Annotated in this window: 21 protein-coding genes and 1 riboswitch; of the genes, 9 read left to right on the forward strand and 12 right to left on the reverse strand. The window is 73.0% G+C overall.

From position 1 onward, the window contains the following. The first annotated feature begins 27 nt into the window (after positions 1-27). The 3 genes from NFU81_RS29285 (at position 28) to NFU81_RS29295 (ending at position 2788) form a co-directional block, all read left to right on the forward strand. The gene (locus tag NFU81_RS29285; RefSeq protein ID WP_251496266.1) at positions 28-984 is read left to right on the forward strand and encodes a cytochrome c oxidase assembly protein; all 957 of its coding nucleotides are present in this window, start codon (positions 28-30) and stop codon (positions 982-984) included. A 167-nt stretch (positions 985-1151) separates the two neighbouring features. After that, positions 1152-1871 carry a lysophospholipid acyltransferase family protein gene (locus NFU81_RS29290; RefSeq protein WP_251496802.1) on the forward strand — a complete coding sequence of 240 codons (720 nt, stop codon included), beginning with the start codon at positions 1152-1154 and terminating at the stop codon, positions 1869-1871. Positions 1872-1942: 71 nt separating this feature from the next. After that, positions 1943-2788: a TIGR02452 family protein gene (locus tag NFU81_RS29295; RefSeq protein ID WP_251496267.1), complete on the forward strand. Its 846-nt coding sequence runs from the start codon at positions 1943-1945 to the stop codon at positions 2786-2788. A gap of 67 nt (positions 2789-2855) precedes the next feature. Here the strand turns inward: NFU81_RS29295 and NFU81_RS29300 are convergent, their stop codons facing one another. Next, positions 2856-4442: an alpha/beta hydrolase gene (locus NFU81_RS29300; RefSeq protein ID WP_251496270.1), complete on the reverse strand. Its 1587-nt coding sequence runs from the start codon at positions 4440-4442 to the stop codon at positions 2856-2858. Positions 4443-4484: 42 nt separating this feature from the next. Then, positions 4485-5339, reverse strand: a complete 855-nt coding sequence (locus tag NFU81_RS29305; RefSeq protein WP_422665318.1) for a CTP synthase C-terminal region-related (seleno)protein — start codon at positions 5337-5339, stop codon at positions 4485-4487. 68 nt (positions 5340-5407) lie between these two features. On the opposite strand from NFU81_RS29305, the gene NFU81_RS29310 reads away from it, so the two are divergent. Continuing rightward, positions 5408-6280, forward strand: coding sequence for a LysR family transcriptional regulator (locus NFU81_RS29310; RefSeq protein WP_251496276.1), 873 nt, complete (start codon positions 5408-5410; stop codon positions 6278-6280). Here NFU81_RS29310 and NFU81_RS29315 read toward each other — a convergent pair. From NFU81_RS29315 to NFU81_RS29345, 7 genes are all read right to left on the reverse strand, one after another. Further along, positions 6277-7011, reverse strand: a complete 735-nt coding sequence (locus NFU81_RS29315; protein ID WP_251496279.1) for an urease accessory protein UreD — start codon at positions 7009-7011, stop codon at positions 6277-6279. The two genes, NFU81_RS29310 and NFU81_RS29315, sit on opposite strands and share 4 nt — an antisense overlap. Beyond that, positions 7008-7691, reverse strand: a complete 684-nt coding sequence (ureG, locus tag NFU81_RS29320) for an urease accessory protein UreG (RefSeq protein WP_251496282.1) — start codon at positions 7689-7691, stop codon at positions 7008-7010. Before ureG ends, NFU81_RS29315 begins: the two co-directional genes overlap by 4 nt. A gap of 15 nt (positions 7692-7706) precedes the next feature. Next, positions 7707-8426, reverse strand: coding sequence for an urease accessory protein UreF (locus NFU81_RS29325; protein WP_251496286.1), 720 nt, complete (start codon positions 8424-8426; stop codon positions 7707-7709). Between the two features lie 11 nt (positions 8427-8437). After that, complete coding sequence (locus tag NFU81_RS29330; RefSeq protein ID WP_251496288.1) at positions 8438-10159, reverse strand: urease subunit alpha; 1722 nt, start codon at positions 10157-10159, stop codon at positions 8438-8440. Beyond that, positions 10152-10463, reverse strand: coding sequence for an urease subunit beta (locus NFU81_RS29335; RefSeq protein WP_251496303.1), 312 nt, complete (start codon positions 10461-10463; stop codon positions 10152-10154). Before NFU81_RS29335 ends, NFU81_RS29330 begins: the two co-directional genes overlap by 8 nt. Positions 10464-10472: 9 nt before the next feature. Continuing rightward, a complete protein-coding gene (locus NFU81_RS29340) occupies positions 10473-10775 on the reverse strand; it encodes an urease subunit gamma (RefSeq protein ID WP_251496307.1) in 303 nt (100 codons plus the stop codon). A gap of 71 nt (positions 10776-10846) precedes the next feature. After that, positions 10847-11137 (reverse strand): type II toxin-antitoxin system Phd/YefM family antitoxin, encoded by a 291-nt coding sequence (locus NFU81_RS29345; RefSeq protein WP_251496310.1) that lies wholly within the window; start codon positions 11135-11137, stop codon positions 10847-10849. Positions 11138-11196: 59 nt separating this feature from the next. Here NFU81_RS29345 and NFU81_RS29350 point away from each other — a divergent pair, with 59 nt between their 5' ends. The 3 genes from NFU81_RS29350 (at position 11197) to NFU81_RS29360 (ending at position 13180) form a co-directional block, all read left to right on the forward strand. Further along, on the forward strand, positions 11197-11832 hold the full coding sequence (locus tag NFU81_RS29350; RefSeq protein ID WP_251496313.1) for an ATP-dependent Clp protease proteolytic subunit: 636 nt from the start codon (positions 11197-11199) through the stop codon (positions 11830-11832). 6 nt (positions 11833-11838) lie between these two features. Beyond that, positions 11839-12153 carry a hypothetical protein gene (locus NFU81_RS29355; RefSeq protein WP_251496316.1) on the forward strand — a complete coding sequence of 105 codons (315 nt, stop codon included), beginning with the start codon at positions 11839-11841 and terminating at the stop codon, positions 12151-12153. Positions 12154-12493: 340 nt separating this feature from the next. Next, a riboswitch (cyclic di-AMP (ydaO/yuaA leader) is annotated at positions 12494-12697 on the forward strand. Positions 12698-12700: 3 nt separating this feature from the next. Further along, positions 12701-13180: a C40 family peptidase gene (locus tag NFU81_RS29360; protein ID WP_251496318.1), complete on the forward strand. Its 480-nt coding sequence runs from the start codon at positions 12701-12703 to the stop codon at positions 13178-13180. A gap of 105 nt (positions 13181-13285) precedes the next feature. Here NFU81_RS29360 and NFU81_RS29365 read toward each other — a convergent pair whose 3' ends face one another. Both NFU81_RS29365 and NFU81_RS29370 read right to left on the reverse strand, forming a co-directional pair. Next, complete coding sequence (locus tag NFU81_RS29365; RefSeq protein WP_422665319.1) at positions 13286-14410, reverse strand: DUF1996 domain-containing protein; 1125 nt, start codon at positions 14408-14410, stop codon at positions 13286-13288. Between the two features lie 284 nt (positions 14411-14694). After that, the gene (locus NFU81_RS29370; RefSeq protein ID WP_251496321.1) at positions 14695-15123 is read right to left on the reverse strand and encodes an ATP-binding protein; all 429 of its coding nucleotides are present in this window, start codon (positions 15121-15123) and stop codon (positions 14695-14697) included. Between the two features lie 278 nt (positions 15124-15401). Here NFU81_RS29370 and NFU81_RS29375 point away from each other — a divergent pair, with 278 nt between their 5' ends. Continuing rightward, the gene (locus NFU81_RS29375; protein WP_251496806.1) at positions 15402-16292 is read left to right on the forward strand and encodes a helix-turn-helix domain-containing protein; all 891 of its coding nucleotides are present in this window, start codon (positions 15402-15404) and stop codon (positions 16290-16292) included. Then, a complete protein-coding gene (locus NFU81_RS29380) occupies positions 16289-16534 on the forward strand; it encodes a DUF397 domain-containing protein (RefSeq protein WP_251496322.1) in 246 nt (81 codons plus the stop codon). Before NFU81_RS29375 ends, NFU81_RS29380 begins: the two co-directional genes overlap by 4 nt. Positions 16535-16641: 107 nt before the next feature. On the opposite strand, the gene NFU81_RS29385 is transcribed toward NFU81_RS29380, so the two are convergent. Then, entirely contained in the window at positions 16642-17808 is a 1167-nt protein-coding gene (locus NFU81_RS29385; RefSeq protein ID WP_251496324.1) for an 8-amino-7-oxononanoate synthase, read from the reverse strand. Between the last annotated feature and the right edge of the window lie 141 nt (positions 17809-17949).

Here is a 17949-nt window from a genome sequence, read left to right on the forward strand (position 1 = left end):
CGGTCGGCGCGAGCAAGGAGTGAACGGATGGACCACGGTGGGCACGGCATGCACATGGACCTGCCGCCGTTCACCCTCGGCCGGGGGCTGGCCTTCAGCAGCGGCGACCCGTTCTTCCTGATCGGCTGCATCCTGCTGCTCGTGCTGTACGGCGTGGCGGTGCTGCGGCTGTACCGGCGCGGCGACCGCTGGCCGGTGGGGCGTACGGTGGCGTTCGCCGTCGGGGTGCTGACCATCGGGCTGACGATGTGCACCCGGCTCAACGACTACGGCATGGTCATGTTCAGCGTGCACATGGTGCAGCACATGATCCTCAGCATGCTCTCGCCGATCCTGCTGCTGCTCGGCGCCCCGGTGACGCTGGCGCTGCGCGCGCTGCCGACGGCCGGCCGCAACCGGACCGGGCCGCGCGAGCTGCTGGTGAAGCTGCTGCACAGCCGGTACCTGCGGGTCGTCACGCATGCGGCGTTCACCATCCCGCTGTTCATCGCGAGCCTCTACGCGCTGTACTTCTCGCCGCTGTTCGACTTCCTGATGCGCAGCGAGGCCGGCCACCTGGCGATGATGGTGCACTTCCTCGCGGTGGGCCTGCTGTTCTTCTGGCCGATCATGGGCGTCGACCCAGGACCGCACCGGCCGGGCTACGTGATGCGGATGCTGGAGCTGTTCGCCGGCATGCCCTTCCACGCCTTCTTCGGCATCGCGGTGATGATGGCGAGCGAGCCGCTGGTGACCACCTTCAAGCACCCCGCGGCGTCGCTGGGCATCGACCCGCTCGGCGACCAGACCGCGGCCGGCGGTATCGCCTGGGCGTTCAGCGAGATCCCGTCGGTGATCGTGCTGGTGGCCCTGCTCTTCCAGTGGTACACCTCCGAGCAGCGCCAGGCCCGCCGCAAGGACCGGGCCGCCGACCGGGACGGCGACGCCGAACTCGTGGCGTACAACGCGTATCTCGCCTCGCTCGAGGCGCGCGGACGCGGCTAGAGCCCTCTCGCGGGGACCCCTCGGGCACGCGGATCGCCGACACGTGGCCGGCGTGACCGCCGCGCGCTGGTCGCGGCCGGTGGGCGGGCACTACTCTCTGCCGGGGCGCGGGTGGACCGGCGCAGCGCGGCCCGGGCGTTCCGGGACCTGTGGAGGGGGAGGTGCCCGTGTTCTACCGGGTGCTCAAGTACGTGATTCTCGGACCGCTGCTGCGGCTGCTGTTCCGGCCGCGGATCGAGGGCATGGAGAACATCCCGGAGACCGGTGCGGCGATCGTCGCCGGCAACCACCTGTCCTTCTCCGACCACTTCGTGATGCCGGCGATGCTGCCGCGCCGGATCACCTTCCTGGCGAAGGCCGAGTACTTCACGGGTCCCGGGCTCAAGGGCCGGCTGACCGCGGCCTTCTTCCGCGGGGTGGGCCAGATTCCGGTGGACCGCTCGGGCGGCAAGGCCTCGCAGTCGGCGATCGACGCGGCGCTGGGCGTGCTGGGCCGCGGCGAGCTGCTGGGCATCTACCCCGAGGGCACCCGCTCGCACGACGGGCGGCTCTACCGCGGCAGGACGGGCGTGGCGGTGATGGCGCTGCGCGCCCACGCGCCGGTCGTCCCGTGCGCGATGCTCGGCACCTTCGAGCTGCAGCCGCCCGGGCGGAAGATCCCGCGGATGGGCCGGGTCACCATCCGCTTCGGCGCCCCGCTGGACTTCAGCCGCTTCTACGGCATGGAGGACCGGCGCGAGGTGGTGCGCGCGGTGACCGACGAGATCATGTACGAGGTGCTGGGGATGTCGGGCCAGGAGTACGTCGACCGGTACGCGGGCGAGGTGAAGGCCGAGCAGCAGGCGCAGCAGAAGGGCGTGGCGGCGCGGCTGCGCCGCAAGTCCTGACCGCCCGCCGCCGCCCGGGGCCGGGCGAAATCGCCTCGCACCGCGGGCGGCGGTCCGCATAGCCTCGGCCCATGAGCGCACGGCTGCGGAACATCGCCCGGGAGAACGAACGGATCGTCAGCGAGGGCGGCTACCGCGGCCCCGCCGGGCAGTGGGTCGGCCTCGGCCCTGCCGTGGCGGCCGCCGCCGACGGCACCCGGCTGTTCGGTCCCGGCCCGGTGCCGGCGCCGGCGCCGCCGGAAGGACCGGGCGCGCACTGCACGGTCACGCCGGAGGACAGCATCGCGGCCGCGCGGCGGCTGACCGCTGCGGGCACCGCGCCGGTCGCCGTGCTGAACTTCGCCTCCGCCCGCAACCCCGGCGGCGGCTACCTCAACGGCGCGCAGGCCCAGGAAGAGGCGCTGTGCCGGTCTTCGGCCCTCTACACCTGCCTGCTGCGCGCGCCCGGCTACTACGAGCACCACCGCGCGCACCGCGACGCCTTCTACTCGGACCGGGTCATCCACTCCCCCGCCGTGCCGGTCTTCCGCGACGGGCGGGGCGACCTGCTGGACGAGCCGTGGACGGCCGGCTTCCTCACCTCCCCCGCGCCCAACGCCGGGGTGATCGCGCGGACGCTGCCGAAGCGTACGGCCGAGGTCGGTCCCGCGCTCGACGCGCGGGCCGAGCGGGTGCTCGAAGTGGCGGTCGCGCAGGGCTACCGGCGGCTGGTGCTGGGCGCCTGGGGCTGCGGGGTCTTCCGCAACGACCCGGCCAGGGTGGCGGAAGCCTTCGCGGTGCTGCTGCGGCCGGGCGGGCGGTTCGCGCACGCCGTGGACGAGGCGGTCTTCGCGGTCCTCGACCGCCGCCCGGACTCGCCTGTACGTGCCGCCTTCGACGCGGCCTTCCCCGTCCCCGTGGTGCGCTCCCCCGCCTGACGCGCCGAGGGCCGCCGCCCGCACCCCTGTTTCCGGTGCGGGCGGCGGCCCCTGGTCCGTGCGTGGATTACGGCACGGGGGTGGCGTGCGGTCCGCACACCACGTCGTGCCCGTCGAGCGTGCCGTGCAGCAGGTAGTCGTCCACGCGGGAGTTGATGCACGGGTTCACCAGGTTGGTGACGCCGTGCGAGCCCGCGCCCTGCTCGGTGATCAGCCGCGACCCGGCCAGCCGGCGGTGGGTCTCCAGCGCACCGGGATACGGGGTCGCCGCGTCGTTGGTGCTCTGCACGATCAGCACACCGGGCAGCCCGTGGTGCGAGCGGACGTCCACCGGGGTCTGCTGGCGGACCGGCCAGGTGGCGCACGGCAGGTTCATCCAGGCGTTGGACCAGGTCAGCAGCGGGTACTTCGCGTGCAGCGCGGTGTTGTCGCGGTCCCACCTGCGCCAGCTGGTGGGCCACTTGGCGTCGGTGCACTCCACCGCGGTGTAGACGGCGGTGCCGTTCTCCGCGGTGGTGTTGCCCGCGGTGTCCGACAGGTCCGGGCCGGCCGCGTCGACCATGGCCTGGGTGTCACCGGCCGCGTAACGGCTCCACACGCCGGCGACGGTGGCCCAGGTGGAGTCGTAATAGGGGGCGTTGGTGAAGAAGCTGAGCAGCTCGTTGGGGCCGACGACGCCGCCGATCGGATGCGCCTTGGTCGCCGCCCGCAGGGCCTCCCACTTCGCCTGGACCTGGGCGACGGTGCTGCCCAGGTGGTAGACGGAGTCGTACTTGGCGACCCATGCCTCCCAGTCGGCCCAGCGGCCCTGGAAGGCCACGTCCTGGTCGAGGTTGTTCTGGTACCAGACCTGGTCGCGCGACGGGTCGACCACGCTGTCGATGATCATCCGCCGCACGTGGGTCGGGAAGAGCGTGGCGTAGACCGATCCCAGGTACGTACCGTAGGAGACCCCCAGGTAGTTGAGCCGGTCCTCGTGCAGGGCCGCCCTGATGACGTCCAGGTCGCGCGCGGTGTTGGGGGTGGTCATCTGGGAGAGCATCGCCGCGCCGGTGCGCTCCAGGCAGCCCTGGGCGTACTCGGCGGCCAGCTTGCGCTGGGCCTGCTTGTCGGCGTCCGTGTCCGGCACCGGGTCCGCCTTCGGCGCAGAGACGTACTCCGCCGGGTCCTCGCAGGAGATCGGCGCCGAGTGGCCGACGCCCCGCGGGTCGAAGCCGATGAAGTCGTACGCCTTGGCGGTCTTGGTCCACAGCGGTGCCCCGGTGGCGCTGCGCACCGGGAAGCGCAGGCCCGAGCCGCCGGGGCCGCCCGGGTTGTAGACCAGTGCGCCCTGCCGCTCGCCGGCCGTACCGGTGCTCGCCGCGCGGTCCACGGCGAGCTTGATAATGTCGCCGTACGGTTTGCGGTAGTCGACGGGTACGGTCACCCAGCCGCACTGGACCGGGGCCGCCAGGCCCCAGCCGTCGGGACACGCCGCCCACTGGATGCCCTCGTGCCGGGCTTCGCCCGCGGCGAGGACCACGCCGACGGACTCCGGTACGGTCACGGCCGGCAGGTGGTGCCTGCCGGCGGTCTGTGCGGTGGCGGCCGGCGCCGCGGCGATGGCGCCCGCGATCAGGGCGCCGGTGGAGACGAGCACGATCGTGCGTCTCACGTCGAACCTCCCCCTCTGGACCGTGGCTTGTGACCACGGTTTTCACAGTGATGAGGTGCGAATCCTTTCCCCTGTGTGGCCGCTGTGAACAGGCCGCCCGGGTGATTCTTCATCAAAGCGTGATTTCGCCTGCGCGTTGGCCTGCGCCGCATGGGTGACGGCGGCCTCGGCGAGCGCGGTGAGGAACGGATGCGGGTCGGTGCCGTCGCCTGCCAGCTCCGGCTGGAAGAGCGTGGCCAGGTAGAAGGGGTGGCCGGGCAGCTCGGCGATCCTGGGCGCCCCCTCGCTGTCGTGGCCGGTGAAGCGCAGGCCCGACTCGGCCAGTCGCGGCAGCAGCGCGGGGACGGGTCCGTAGGCGCAGTGGAAGCGCTCGACGCTCTCCCGGCTGCCGAGCAGCTGCTCCGCGCGGCTGCCGGGGACGGTGGTCAGCCGGCCCTCGTGGCCGACCAGGGAGCAGGCCAGCGGGCCGATCAGCAGGTCGCCGGCCTCCTCAGGGGTGCGCGGGTCGTTCTCGGCGTGCCGGGCGGTGGTCAGGCCGCACACGTTGCGGGCGAACTCCAGCAGCGCGTGCTGGAAGCCGCCGCAGGTGCCGAGGAAGGGGATGGCGTTCTCGCGGGCGGTGCGCACCGCGGTCAGCGCGCCCGCCTCGCTGCGGTACGGGCTGCCCGGCAGCAGCCACACGGCGTCGAAGCCGCGGACGGCGCCGGGCGACTGCGCGTCCTCGGTGGGGATCCAGTACGCCTCGACGGGCAGGGCGTGCCGGCGCCTGAGCGCGTCGAGCAGGCCGGGCACGCGCTGGTGCGACCGGACGGACGGGCTGCGGTCGCCGACCAGGGCGATACGGGCGGTTGCCTCAGGGGCGCGGGCGGTACGGGAGTCCGGTGTCATGGCGCTCATCGTGGGCCTGGAGGCGACATCACGTCCAACGATTCATGCTGCTTCCCGCATCAGTGATACTGATGGCCATGGATCCCCATCTGCTGCGTACGTTCACCGCGGTCGCCCGGCTGGGGTCCTTCTCCGCCGCGGCCCAGGAGCTGGGCTACACCCAGTCGGCGGTCTCGCAGCAGGTCGCCGCGCTGGAGGCGGACCTCGGGGTGGCGCTGCTCGGCCGCCGCCCGGTCGCCCCCACCGAAGCGGGCGCCCGGCTGATGGAGCACGCGGGTCTCCTGCTCACCCGGCTCGCGGCGGCCCGCGCCGACGTCCTGCGGGTGGCGCGTACGCCGGTGGTACGTCTGGTGGTGGGTACGAGCGGCTGCGCGTTCGGGCCGCGGGCCGGGCGGGCGCTCGCGCGGCTTCGGGGCGCGATGCCGCGGGCGGAGGTGGCGGTGCGGGGGCTGGAGCGGGCCGCCGCCGTTCCCGCGGTGGTCGCCGGCGAGGTCGACGCCGCCCTGGTGGACGGGGCGGTGGCGCCGACCGACCCGCTGCGGCTGCCGCAGGCCGAGGGGCTGACGGTGGCCGGGGCGGGCGAGGAGCCGCTGGCGGTCCTGCTGCCGCCCAGGCACCCGCTCGCCGGCCGGGACGGGCTGCGCCTGGCCGACCTCACCGACGCGCTGTGGCTCGACGCGCCGGGCGCCGCGGTGCCGCTCGCCGACCTGCGGGCGGCGCTGCCGGGGGCGTATCCGGTGGGGGTGCCCTACACGGGCGGCGACGCGCGGGTGCTCCACGAACTGGTGCGGGCCGGGCACGGCCTCGCCGTCCTGCCGCGCTCCGCAGCGGGTCCCGCGGCCGTACCGCTGGCCGCACCGCACCTCGTCCACCGCGTGGAACTGGTCCACGGCGCCGTCGCGGGCGCCGCCGTCACGCTGCTGGCCGGGGCTTTTGCGGATGCGCCCTAACGAGCCAGGGCGGCTGCCGTCGAGGTGAAGGCGGGGCGCGGGGCGGTGGAGGTCAGCAGGAGCGCGGGGCCGGCGGCGAGCGGGGTGAGGGAGCTGAGCGGCGGCAGGTCGAGGTCGGCGGGAAGGTCGGGCGGCGGGACGAGCAGGAGCTGGCCGAGGGTGCGGTGCCCGCCGAGGACGGCGGGGCCGTCCCAGCCCGGCGCGGCACCGGGGCCGAAGGCCAGCGCCTGGTCGAGCAGCGTACGCCCGTCGTGGTCGACGGTGAGCCGGGTCGTGAGGTGCCCGGGGGCCTCGCCGTGCCGCCCGAGCACCAGCTCCTCGCGCAGCACCAGCCTCGCCCCCGCGGCCAGCCGCACCCGGGTGGTCATCCGCAGGTCGCTGCCCCCGGCGGCGATCACCGGCTCCGGCAGCCAGCGCAGCTCCGCGCCCTCACCGACCGTCAGCCGCACGTCGTAGAAGGCCGGCCGGCCCTCGTGGTCGGGCAGCGAGACGGTCGCGGCGGCCGAGTCGACGGTCAGCCGCGCCCCGGCGGCGACGTCCACGTCGATACGCAGCCGGTCGCCGCCGAGCGGCGCGCTCATCGCGCCGACCACGGTGACCCGGGCCTCACCGCCGCGGGACGCGCGGGTCCTGCGCAGGGCGAGGGCGCCCGCGCCGGCGAGCACCGGCAGCGCCGTACCGCCGGACCGGTCGCGTACCGCGCCGATCCGGGCCGTGGAGGTGACCGTCATGCGGTCCAGGCCGCCAGCCGCTCGCCGATCCACGCCGCGACGGGCGCGATCCCGTCGCCGCGGGCGACGGAAGTGAAGACCACCGGCAGCGCGCCCCGTTGGGCGGCGGCGTCGCGCGCCATCCGGTCCAGGTCGGCGCCGACGTGCGGGGCCAGGTCGGTCTTGTTGACGACCAGCAGGTCCGCGGTGGTGACCCCGGGGCCGCCCTTGCGGGGGATGTCGTCGCCGCCGGCCACGTCGATCACGAAGATCTGCGCGTCCACCAGGCCCTTGGAGAAGGTCGCGGTGAGGTTGTCGCCGCCGGACTCGACGAGCACCAGGTCGAGCGGTCCCACCGCCTCCTCCAGGTCCTCGACGGCTTCGAGGTTCGCCGAGATGTCGTCGCGGATCGCGGTGTGCGGGCACGCGCCGGTCTCGACGCCGACGATCCGCTCGGGCGGCAGCACGGCGTTGCGCAGCAGGAACTCGGCGTCCTCGCGGGTGTAGATGTCGTTGGTGACCACGCCGATGGCGAGCCGGTCGCGCAGGCTGCGGCACAGCGCGGCGACCGTGGCGGTCTTGCCTGATCCGACGGGGCCGCCGAGGCCGATCCGCAGGGCGCGGCGGCGGCCGTCGGGGCCGACCGCGGCGGAGGAGTGGGCGTAGCGCTCGGGGAAGACCTCGGGGTGGTCACGGTGCATGTCGGGCTCCGTCGGTCATGAGGCGAACAGCCGTACCGGCCAGGCCGCGTGGTGCTCCGCGCCGATGTCGAGCAGGGGCGCGGAGGCGGCGGGCAGGGCGGTGGGGCCGTGGGTGAGGGCGCGGCCGGCGGCTTCGGCGGCGGCGCGGGCGGTGGTGTCGATCTGCGGGGCGAGCCGGGCCAGGACGGCGGCGGCGTGGAAGGGGTCCAGGCTGAGCAGCCGGACCGCGGCGGTGGCCGGTCCCGCGGCGGATTCGTACGCGGCCGCGTGGGCGGCGTCCAGCGGGCGCAGGCCCGCGGCCCGCGCGGTCACGCCGAGGACGACGGGCTGGTGGGCGCCGCGCGGCCGGGCCGCGGCGAGCGCGTCCAGGTCGGCGCCGGGCCAGGTGGCGCGGGCGGCCCGCATCAGCTGGCGGCCGAGTCGCCGGGAGACGGTGCGCAGCGCGAGCGAGGGCGTACGGGCGTCCGCGGCGTCGTCGAGCACGAGCGGGTCGAGTCCAGCGGTCGTCGCCGCGGCCAGTGCGGCGGCGACCAGTCCTGTGGTGTGCAGCCGGCCGCGGCAGAAGTCCGCGAGGCCGGCCGCGTCGCGGATCCGCCCGTCGGCGACCGCCGCCTCCGCGCCGCCGGAGTGCGCGTGGCCGCCTGCTGGGAAGCGCCCGTCGGACAGCAGCAGCAGCGCGGAGAGCGCACCGGCGCCGGACCCTGCGGCTTGGGCGGCTTCGGCGGTGGTCGTCATCGTCTCCGGCCTCAGAAGAGGAAGTACCGCTGGGCCATGGGAAGTTCGGCGGCGGGCGCGGGCTCCACGACCTCGCCGTCGATCCGTACCGTGAAGGTGTCGGGGTCGACCCTGACCTCCGGCAGTGCCGAGTTCTCCCGCATGTCGGCCTTGGTGACCGCCCGGGTGTCGCCCGCGGCCGTGAAGCGCTTGCCCAGGCCCAGGCGTTCCGCCAGGCCGTCGTCGAGTGCCGCCTGGCTGGTGAAGTTGACCGAGTTCCCGGCTGGGGCGGCGCCGACGCCGCCGAACATCGGCCGGGGCAGCACGGGTTGCGGGGTCGGGATGGACGCGTTCGCGTCGCCCATCTGCGCGTAGGCGATCTGGCCGCCCTTGAGGACCAGTTGCGGCTTGACGCCGAAGAAGGCCGGGTCCCACAGCACGAGGTCGGCGAGCTTGCCCGGCTCGACCGAGCCGATCTCGTGGTCGAGGCCCTGGGCGACCGCCGGGTTGATGGTGTATTTGGCCACGTACCGCCGCGCCCGGTGGTTGTCGGCGGCGCCGTCGCCGGGCAGCGCTCCGCGGCGGCGCTTCATGACGTGCGCGGTCTGCCAGGTGCGCAGCGCGATCTCGCCGATCCTGCCCATGGCCTGCGAGTCGGAGCTGATGATGCTGATCGCGCCGAGGTCGTGCAGGACGTCCTCGGCCGCGATGGTGGACGGGCGGATCCGGGACTCGGCGAAGGCGAGGTCCTCCGGCACCGCGGGGTTGAGGTGGTGGCAGACCATCAGCATGTCGAGGTGCTCCTCGACGGTGTTGACGGTGTGCGGCCGGGTCGGGTTGGTGGACGACGGCAGCACGTTGGAGTGCGAGACGACGCTGATGATGTCGGGGGCGTGGCCGCCGCCGGCGCCCTCGGTGTGGTAGGCGTGGATGCCGCGCCCCGCGATGGCGGCGAGGGTGTCCTCGACGAAGCCGGCTTCGTTCAACGTGTCGGTGTGCAGCGCGAGTTGCGCCCCGGTCCGCTCGCAGACCGCGAGGCAGGCGTCGATCGCGGCCGGGGTCGCGCCCCAGTCCTCGTGGATCTTGAAGCCGACGGCTCCGGCCCGCAGTTGGGCGTGCAGAGCTTCCGGGTTGACGGTGTTGCCCTTGCCGAGCAGCCCGACGTTGACCGGATACGCCTCCAGGGCCGCGAACATCCGCGCCAGGTGCCAGCTGCCCGGGGTGATAGTGGTGGCCTTTGTGCCCTCCGCGGGTCCCGTGCCGCCGCCGAGCACCGTGGTCACGCCGGAGGCGAGGGCCTCGTCCATCAGGGTCGGCGAGATGAAGTGGACGTGGGCGTCGACGGTGCCCGCGGTGAGGATCCTGCCGTTGCCCGCGATGATCTCGGTCTCCGGGCCGATGACCAGGTCCGGGTGGACGCCGTCCATGGTCTCCGGGTTGCCGGCCTTGCCCAGCGCGGTGATGCGGCCGTCCCGCAGGCCGACGTCGGCCTTGACGACGCCCCAGTGGTCCAGGACGACCGCCCCGGTGATCACCGTGTCGGGCGCCCCCTCGGCGCGGGTGGCGCGGCCCTGGCCCATGGACTCGCGGATGACCTTGCCGCCGCCGAAGACGGCTTCGTCGCCGGCATTTCCAGGACCGCCCGCGAGGTCGCGCTCGACCTCGACGAGCAGGTCGGTGTCGGCGAGCCGGATACGGTCGCCGGTGGTGGGGCCGTAGAGGTCGGCGTAGACGGGGCGGGGCAGTTCAGCCATCGAGCGCTCCCCCGGTCTCGCCGCGCAGGCCCGCGACCACCCGGGCGCCGGCGATCGGCACCAGTTCGACCTCGGCGGGGATGCCCGGCTCGAAGCGTACGGCGGTGCCCGCCGCGATGTTCAGCCGCAGGCCGCGGGCGGCGGCGCGGTCGAAGCTCAGGCCGGGGTTGGCCTCGGCGAAGTGGTAGTGGGAGCCGACCTGGACCGGGCGGTCGGCGGTGTTGACCACCGCGAGCCGGGTCACCGGGCGGCCGGTGTTGAGTACGACCGGCGCGTCGGCGTGGACAATTTCTCCGGGAATCACGACGCCCCCTCAGACGATCGGCTCGTGCACGGTGACGAGCTTGGTGCCGTCGGGGAAGGTCGCCTCGACCTGGACGTCGTGGACCATCTCCGGGATGCCGTCCATGACGTCGTCGCGGGTCAGGACGCTGCGGCCGGACTCCATGAGTTCGGCGACGCTGCGTCCGTCGCGGGCGCCCTCCAGGATGTGCGCGGTGATCAGCGCGACGGCCTCGGGGTGGTTGAGCCGCAGGCCGCGGGCGCGCCGCCGGTCGGCCACGTCCGCCGCGACATGGATGAGCAGGCGTTCCTGCTCGTGGGGGGTCAACCGCACAGCCGCACCTCACAGTCTCTGGCCAGGCCCGTGAGATTAGTTCGGCGGAGTTTCGCCCGCGTTAACGGCTGTTACGGTCGCCGGTCGCCCGTGTCGGGTCCGCGGTGCTCGGCGGCGATGCCGAACCTGCGGCGTTCGCCCGTGGCGGACGCCCGGGAGCCGACGGTGGACACCGTACTGATCACCTGCTCCTCCGGCTGCTCGTCGAGCTGGCGCAGTCGTTGCAGGTCAGCGGCGGAGACGAGGGCGACGAGCGGCTTGCCGTGCCGGGTCAGCACCACCTGTTCACCGCCGTAGACCACGCGGTTGATGAGGTCGGCAAGCTCTGCCCGCGCTTGTGTCACCGGGACGTCATGGGTCATGCTCCCCATCATAACGAGATGTACGTCCTGTACATTTTGAACGCATGGAGGTGCTTGCCATGTTCCGACCCACCGCCCGCTACGTGCTGCCGGAGTTCACCGAGCGCAGCAGCAACGGCATCCGCACCATGGACCCGTACTCCAAGCTGCTCCAGGAGCGGATCGTCTTCCTGGGCACCCCGATCGACGACACCTCGGCCAACGACGTGATGGCCCAGCTCATCCACTTGGAGAGCGCTTCCCCGGAACAGGACATCCACCTGTACGTCAACTCCCCCGGCGGCTCCTTCTCCGCCATGACCGCGATCTACGACACGATGCAGTTCGTCACCTGCGACGTCGCGACCGTGTGCATCGGGCAGGCGGCGTCGGCCGCCGCGGTGCTGCTGGCGGCGGGCACGCCGGGCAAGCGCATGATCACCCCGGGCGCGCGCGTCCTGATCCACCAGCCGTCACTGGGCGACGTGGTGCAGGGCGACGTGTCGGACCTGGAGATCCAGGCCAACGAACTGCTGCGCACCCGCGAGATGTTGGAGACGCTGCTGGCCCGCCACACCGGGCAGGAGATCGACCGCGTCCGTACCGACATCGAGCGCGACAAGGTCTTCGACGCCGAATCCGCGGTCGCCTACGGGCTGGTGGACCGGCTGACCACCAGCCGCAAGACCAACGGCCCCGCCTACGGACTGCGGTGAGGCACCGTGGTGCCGGAACTGCCGCCGCTGCCGGCGCTGACCCGCTCGGAGGGCGAGCTGATCGACTGCTACCTGGAGGTCGTTGACCTGCTCGGCCGGATCAACCCGTCGCGCACCACCGACACGTACGGGGCACTGCGGGCCGCCCAGGCGCTGGTGGGCAGGGCGGTCGCGCTGCGCGAGGCGCTGACGGTGATGCATCTGCGCGGCGAGACGGATCTGCACCACGCCACCCTGGGGCGGGCGCTGCGGGTGCTCGACGGCGAACGCCGGTCGTCGCTCGCCGCCGTGCCGCCGGAGGCGGGTGGGGCCGCGGACTGAGCGAACCGGGCGGGTGCGGCGGCAAGGCCGGGACGGCGGCCGCGATCGTCACCGTGCGGCGCGGCCGCCCCCGATTCGGCCGAACATCGGCTCAGCCCATTGGCGGATCGGCAACCCGGCGCGGGAGGGCGGCGCGGTTGCGCGCCCGTTTGCCGACAGCCGACAAGCCCGCAGGTCACACGGGCCGCCGAACGGAAGGACCACCCGGACGGCGGAGCGCCGCCACCCGGAAGGACGCACTGTGATGAAGGTCACAACGGGCGTTTCCCGCCCGGTGCCGGCGCGCGGCGTGCGTCACGATCCGTGGTGACGACAAGCCCCCGCCGCCGTGGCGGGGCGGTCCGCACGGACGCCGAATCCCGCCGGCGTGCGGATGCCAGGTCGACACGAGCGCAACGGCGGGAGCGGAGGACCCAGGCACGACGAGGCGGCCGCCCTGAGCACGAAGGGCCGCCTCTTGGGGTGAAGCCGCTGCATGCGGCCGGGCATCTTCGCCTGCTCGAACCCGACAGGTCATCCTTCGCAGGCTGACGACGAAGGGTTGCGCATGACCGCGCCTATCGCACTGTCCGCACGGCTGTCCCGATTCGGGGCCGCGTCCGTGCTCACCGCCGCAGCGGTCGCCGTCCCCGCGCTGCTGCCGGGCGCCGCACAGCAGGCGGGAGCCGCCACGCTGGCCGTGAAGGCCCTCGGGGTGGCGGCCTCCAAGCAGGGCTCGCCCTACCAGTGGGGCGCCACGGGCCCCAGCCGCTTCGACTGCTCGGGCCTGACGCTGTACTCGTTCAGCCAGGCCGGCAAGAAGCTTCCGCGCACCGCTGTGGCGCAGTACGGCAGCACCAGGCACATCGCGGCGTCCGCGCGCCGGGTGGGCGACCTGGTGTTCTTCCACTCCGGTTCTTCCGGCTCGTCGGTCTACCACGTCGGGATCTACGCGGGCGGCGGCCGGATCTGGCACGCTCCCAAGACCGGCGCGCGGGTCCGGCTGGAGCGCATCTGGACCAGCAGCGTGTGGTACGGACGGGTATAGCCGCCGCCGGCGCACCGGACGTGCGGCCCGTACGAGCGATGACCTTGGAGAGCGCTCTCCCGGAAGGGTGGGGAAAACCCGCCCGGGAGAGCATGTCCGGACGGGTCAGTGGATGAGCTGGTAGTTGCTGTCGAGGACGGCACCCTTGCCCGGCTGGGACTCGTCGTAGCCGTGGCCGTCGCACTGCAGGCCGCCGTTGATGCAGTGGGCGACCATCGCGGACTGGGTCGCGGTGTCCCAGTCGGCGAAGAAGTCGTAGTGGAAGGAGTAGCCCGCGCCGCTGGCCAGGTGCACCTGCGACATGTCGCCGTTGACCGGCCAGGCCATCTTGAACTCGATCATCGGCAGGGCGACCGGGTGGTCGGCCGGGCAGACGTTCTGGTTGGCGCCCCACGCGACCGGATAGGCCATGTGGCTCTTGTGGTCAGGAGTGTCCAGGTGGATGCCGTCCCAGCAACTGGGGGCCTGCAGACGGATGTTCAGCTGCGTGTCCTGGGTGCTAGGGCAGGACGCCGGGAAGTTCCAGTTGTGGTAACTGGTGCCGCACTCCCAGCCCTCGACCGTGCCCTTGAGGTTCTTGAACTCGTCCTGGGTCTGCATCGGGCTGCCCACCACGAACCGCAGCCCCTTGGGGAAGGGCCGCACCGAGGTGTAGTCGTTGACCGACGACTTGTAGTAGATCGTCTGCGGCCCGATCGGCAGGATCTTCTGGTCGCCCTTGAACAGCGAGGGCATCCAGTACGCCGACTTGTCCCCGGGCGCCAGACACGCGGTGCCGCCTGCCGCCTCCAGCGACGCCGTCGTGGAGTTGCCGTTCGTGCTGGTGTTGCCCATGAAGGTGTGGTCGTGGGACTTGCCCGGCTGGCCCGGGTACACGATCGGGTCGTCAGGGGCGGTGTGGTCGGGCGCGCACTTGGCCTGGAACTCGTGGAAGTACGCGTGCGGCGGGTCGTACGTCGACGGAGTCACCCCGGTCACCGGCGGGTTGGCCATGATGTAGCCGTCGCCGTCCGGGTCGTCGCCCGAGGTCTGGTTCGACACCGCCATACCCGGCATCTCCGCCATCGCGTTGCCGGCGGGCGAGCCGTGGGACGCGGCAGCCGACGAGCCGGCCGGTGACGCGGTCGGCGTGCTCGCCGCCGCGTTCGCGGTCAGCAGCGCGCCGCCGCCGACCGTGACCAGCGCGAGGGCGACGAGCAGCCCGGGGATCTTTCTCGGCCTCCGTGGCATGGAAACCTCCTTGTGCGCAGGGGGGATGTTATGGGCATGACAGCCCATATGCCCGGAATACGCGGTTTCGGCGATCCGGGAGTCGGGAGAGCGCTCTCCCGGCCTCGGAATGTTCCGCCCGCACTACGGATGTGTCAACAGTTGATGAAGGGACACAAACAGCCCCACCACGGGCTCTCGCGGCCCGAACACCCGCTCACCTGGGCGGCGTTCCATTGGTGAGGATTCTGTGAAGGCTTCCGGTTTCCGCGTGCGGCCCGGCACTCGGCCGTCCCTCCGGCGGTTCAGCCGACCGGAACCGCCCACGGCAGCATGATCCACACGGTCTTGCCCCCGTCGTCGGTCGGGGTGACCTGGAGGCTGCCGCCGGACTCCGCAGCGAGGTGACGGACGATCACCATCCCCCGTCCGTTGTCCTCCTGCACGGCCGCGGCCTCCTGCCGGGGCCAGCGCGGGTGGCTGTCGGTGACCCCGATGTGCAGCTGCTCGGAGCGTTCGAGGCGCACGTCGACGGTGAAGGTCGGCGACAGCCCCGAGGTGTGCAGCACTGCGTTGGTGGCCAGCTCCGAGACGATCAGGCGTACGGCGTCGACGGCCGGGGACTCGGCGGGCAGCCCCCAGTCGGCCAGCAGACCGCACACGTAGCGCCTGGCCGTCGTCACCGACGCGGGGTCGCTCGGCAGGGTGATGGATGCTTCCTGAAGATCTGCCATGGCGACGCTTCCCTTTCCCGCCGTGACCTGGCTCCGGTGCGCACCTGCGCCGCAGCGGGGCGCCCGAGAATTGGGCCGCCTCGCTCACGTCGGGTTCGCGCCAGAATGACACTCATCGTGCCGCCAATACGGACGTTCCACAGGTGTCTGCATATATCTGTCGCTCAAAACGGTGAACTCTGCTACGTGAGAACGCATTTGGTCGGCAGACTGTCGTATCGGGTGAATAGGGCGGCGTGCTGGGCGGCATGCCGCATACCGAGGAGGCGCGAGAGACGATGGAAAGAGTGCCGGCAGTACGCCGGCGCAGACTCGGCGCGGAGCTGCGGCGATTGCGCGACCTGGCGGGACTGACCAGCGGCGAGGCCGCGGACCTCGCCGGGTGGCACCAGTCGAAGGTCAGCCGGATCGAGACCGGCCACAGCAGCGTACGAGCCGAGGACGTCAACCTGCTGCTGGACATCTACGCCGTTCGCGACCGCGACGTCCGCGAGCTGCTGCGCACGCTCGCCGGGTACGGCCACCAGCGGGGCTGGTGGCACGACTTCCGGGAGGTCCTGCCGGTGGAGTACCGCGACTTCATCAGCCTGGAGACCGGGGCGACCCGGGCCAGGTCGATGGAGACCAGCGTCGTTCCCGGGCTGCTGCAGACCCCGGCGTACGCGCATGCGCTGACCGCGGACGTCATGCCGCAGCTCGGCTCACGCGAGGTGGCGGCGCTGGTCGATGTGCGGATCGCCCGGCAGGCGGTGCTGCAGCAGGACCCGCCGCTCGAACTGACCGCGGTGCTCGACGAGGCGGTGCTGCGGCGCGAGGTCGGCGGCCCCGAGGTGATGGCGGGTCAGCTGCGGCGGCTGGTGGAGGCGGCGGAGCTGCCGCATGTGTCCCTGCATGTGCTGCCATTTGCCGCGGGCGGGCACATAGGGGTGACCGGCTCTTTCGTTATCTTCTCCTTTCCGCGCATCGCTGATCTGGATGTGGTTGTTCTCGACCATCTGACGAGTAGTCTCTGTGTCGATCGGAAAGAGGACATCACCGCTTACGCCGCCGCGTTCGCCCGATTGCGTGATCGCGCGCTTCCCTGTGCGGAATCGGCTGCGATGATCGCTGGAATCGGTTCCGAGTTCTCGCGGACGCCGCGGCCCACCAAGGAGGCACACACATCATGACCGCGCTGTCCCCGTCGCCCTTCGGGCATGTTTCCAACAGTGCGACGCTCGCGGGCGTCGCCTGGCGGCGCAGCAGCCACAGCACGGCGGCGAACAACTGTGTCGAGGCGGGGGTGTTGCCCTCGGGAGAGGTCGCGGTCCGCGACTCCAAGGACGTCACGGGGCCCGCCCTGCTCTTCCCACCTGGGGTGTGGGGGGCCTTCGTCCGCGCCCTCGCGGACGAAGGCCTCAGCGCCTCCTAGGGCCTTCCCGCCCGTCCCCGGAGGATGTCTGCCGACCTTCTCCCGGTGGCGGGCCGGTCGTTCCTGGCACACCTGACAGCTCGCCCTCTCCTGCGGAGGGCGAGCTGTCAGGCTCCCGGGGGCGCGGTCGCGACGACCGTGGACACCGCCGTGGCGATCTGCTCGTCGGTCAGGCCCGCGTTGGCCGTCAGGCGCAGCCGCGAGACGCCGTCGGGCACGGACGGGGGGCGGAAGCAGCCGACGGACAGGCCTGCCGAGCGGCAGGCGGCGGCCCACTCGACGGCCGCGGATGGCGAAGGTGCGCGGACCGAGACGACGCAGGCGTCGGGCGCAGTCGCGTCGAGGCCGGCCGCGGTGAGCAGCCGGTGGAAGGTGCGGGCGGCGGCGAGGGCGCGGCCGGCCCTCTCGGGCTCGCGGCGCAGCAGCCGCAGCGCGCCGAGGGCGGCGCCCGCGGCGGCCGGGGCGAGGCCGGTGTCGAAGATGAAGGTGCGGGCTGCGTTGACGAGGTGGTCGATGACGGCCGCCGGGCCGAGCACGACACCGCCCTGCGCGCCCAGTGCCTTCGACAGGGTCGCGGTGCACACCACGTCGGGCGCCCCCGCCAGGCCCGCCGCGTGGACGGCGCCGCGGCCGCCGTCGCCGAGGACGCCGAGGCCGTGGGCGTCGTCGACCAGGAGGGCTGCGCCGTTCTCGCGTGCGGCGGCGGCGAGTTCGGCGAGCGGTGCGGCGTCGCCGTCGACCGAGAAGACCGAGTCGCTGACGACGACGGCCCGTCCGGTGTGCCCGGCGAGCGCTTTGCGTACGGCGTCGGGGTCGGCGTGCGGCACGACCTCGGTGCGTGCCCTGGACAGCCGGCAGCCGTCGATCAGCGAGGCGTGGTTGGCGGCGTCGGAGACCAGCAGGGTGCCGTGCGCGGTGAGCGCGGTGACCGCCGCGAGGTTGGCCGCGTATCCGGAGGCCAGGACCAGCGCGGCGTCGAAGCCGGTGAAGTCGGCGATCTCCGCTTCGAGTTCCGCGTGCAGCGCGGTGCTGCCGGTGACCAGCCGGGAGCCGGTGGCCCCGGCGCCCCAGTGCAGGCACGCGTCGGCGCCGGCCCTGGTGACCTCGGGGTGGCGGCTCAGGCCGAGGTAGTCGTTGCCCGCCAGGTCCAGCAGCGGCGACTGCGCGGGCCGGGGGCGCAGTTCGCGGTGCAGCCCCGCGGCGGCGCGTGCGGCGGTCTGCTCCTCGATCCAGCCGAAGGGGCTGTGCGGCGCGGCGGTCGGTGTGCTGTTCACTGCGGTCCCCGGGGGTCGTGGCGGTCGGCTGGCCTTGGCCGACCGCGTCCACCTGCAACGTACTGGCCCTCAACCGTGCACAGGGTGTGGTGATGCACACACCACGGGCCACCGCTGTTGTGCGGTCCGTCATTGGCCGCG

The sequence above is a fragment of the Actinacidiphila cocklensis genome (assembly GCF_907177275.1).
Taxonomy (GTDB): domain Bacteria; phylum Actinomycetota; class Actinomycetes; order Streptomycetales; family Streptomycetaceae; genus Actinacidiphila; species Actinacidiphila cocklensis.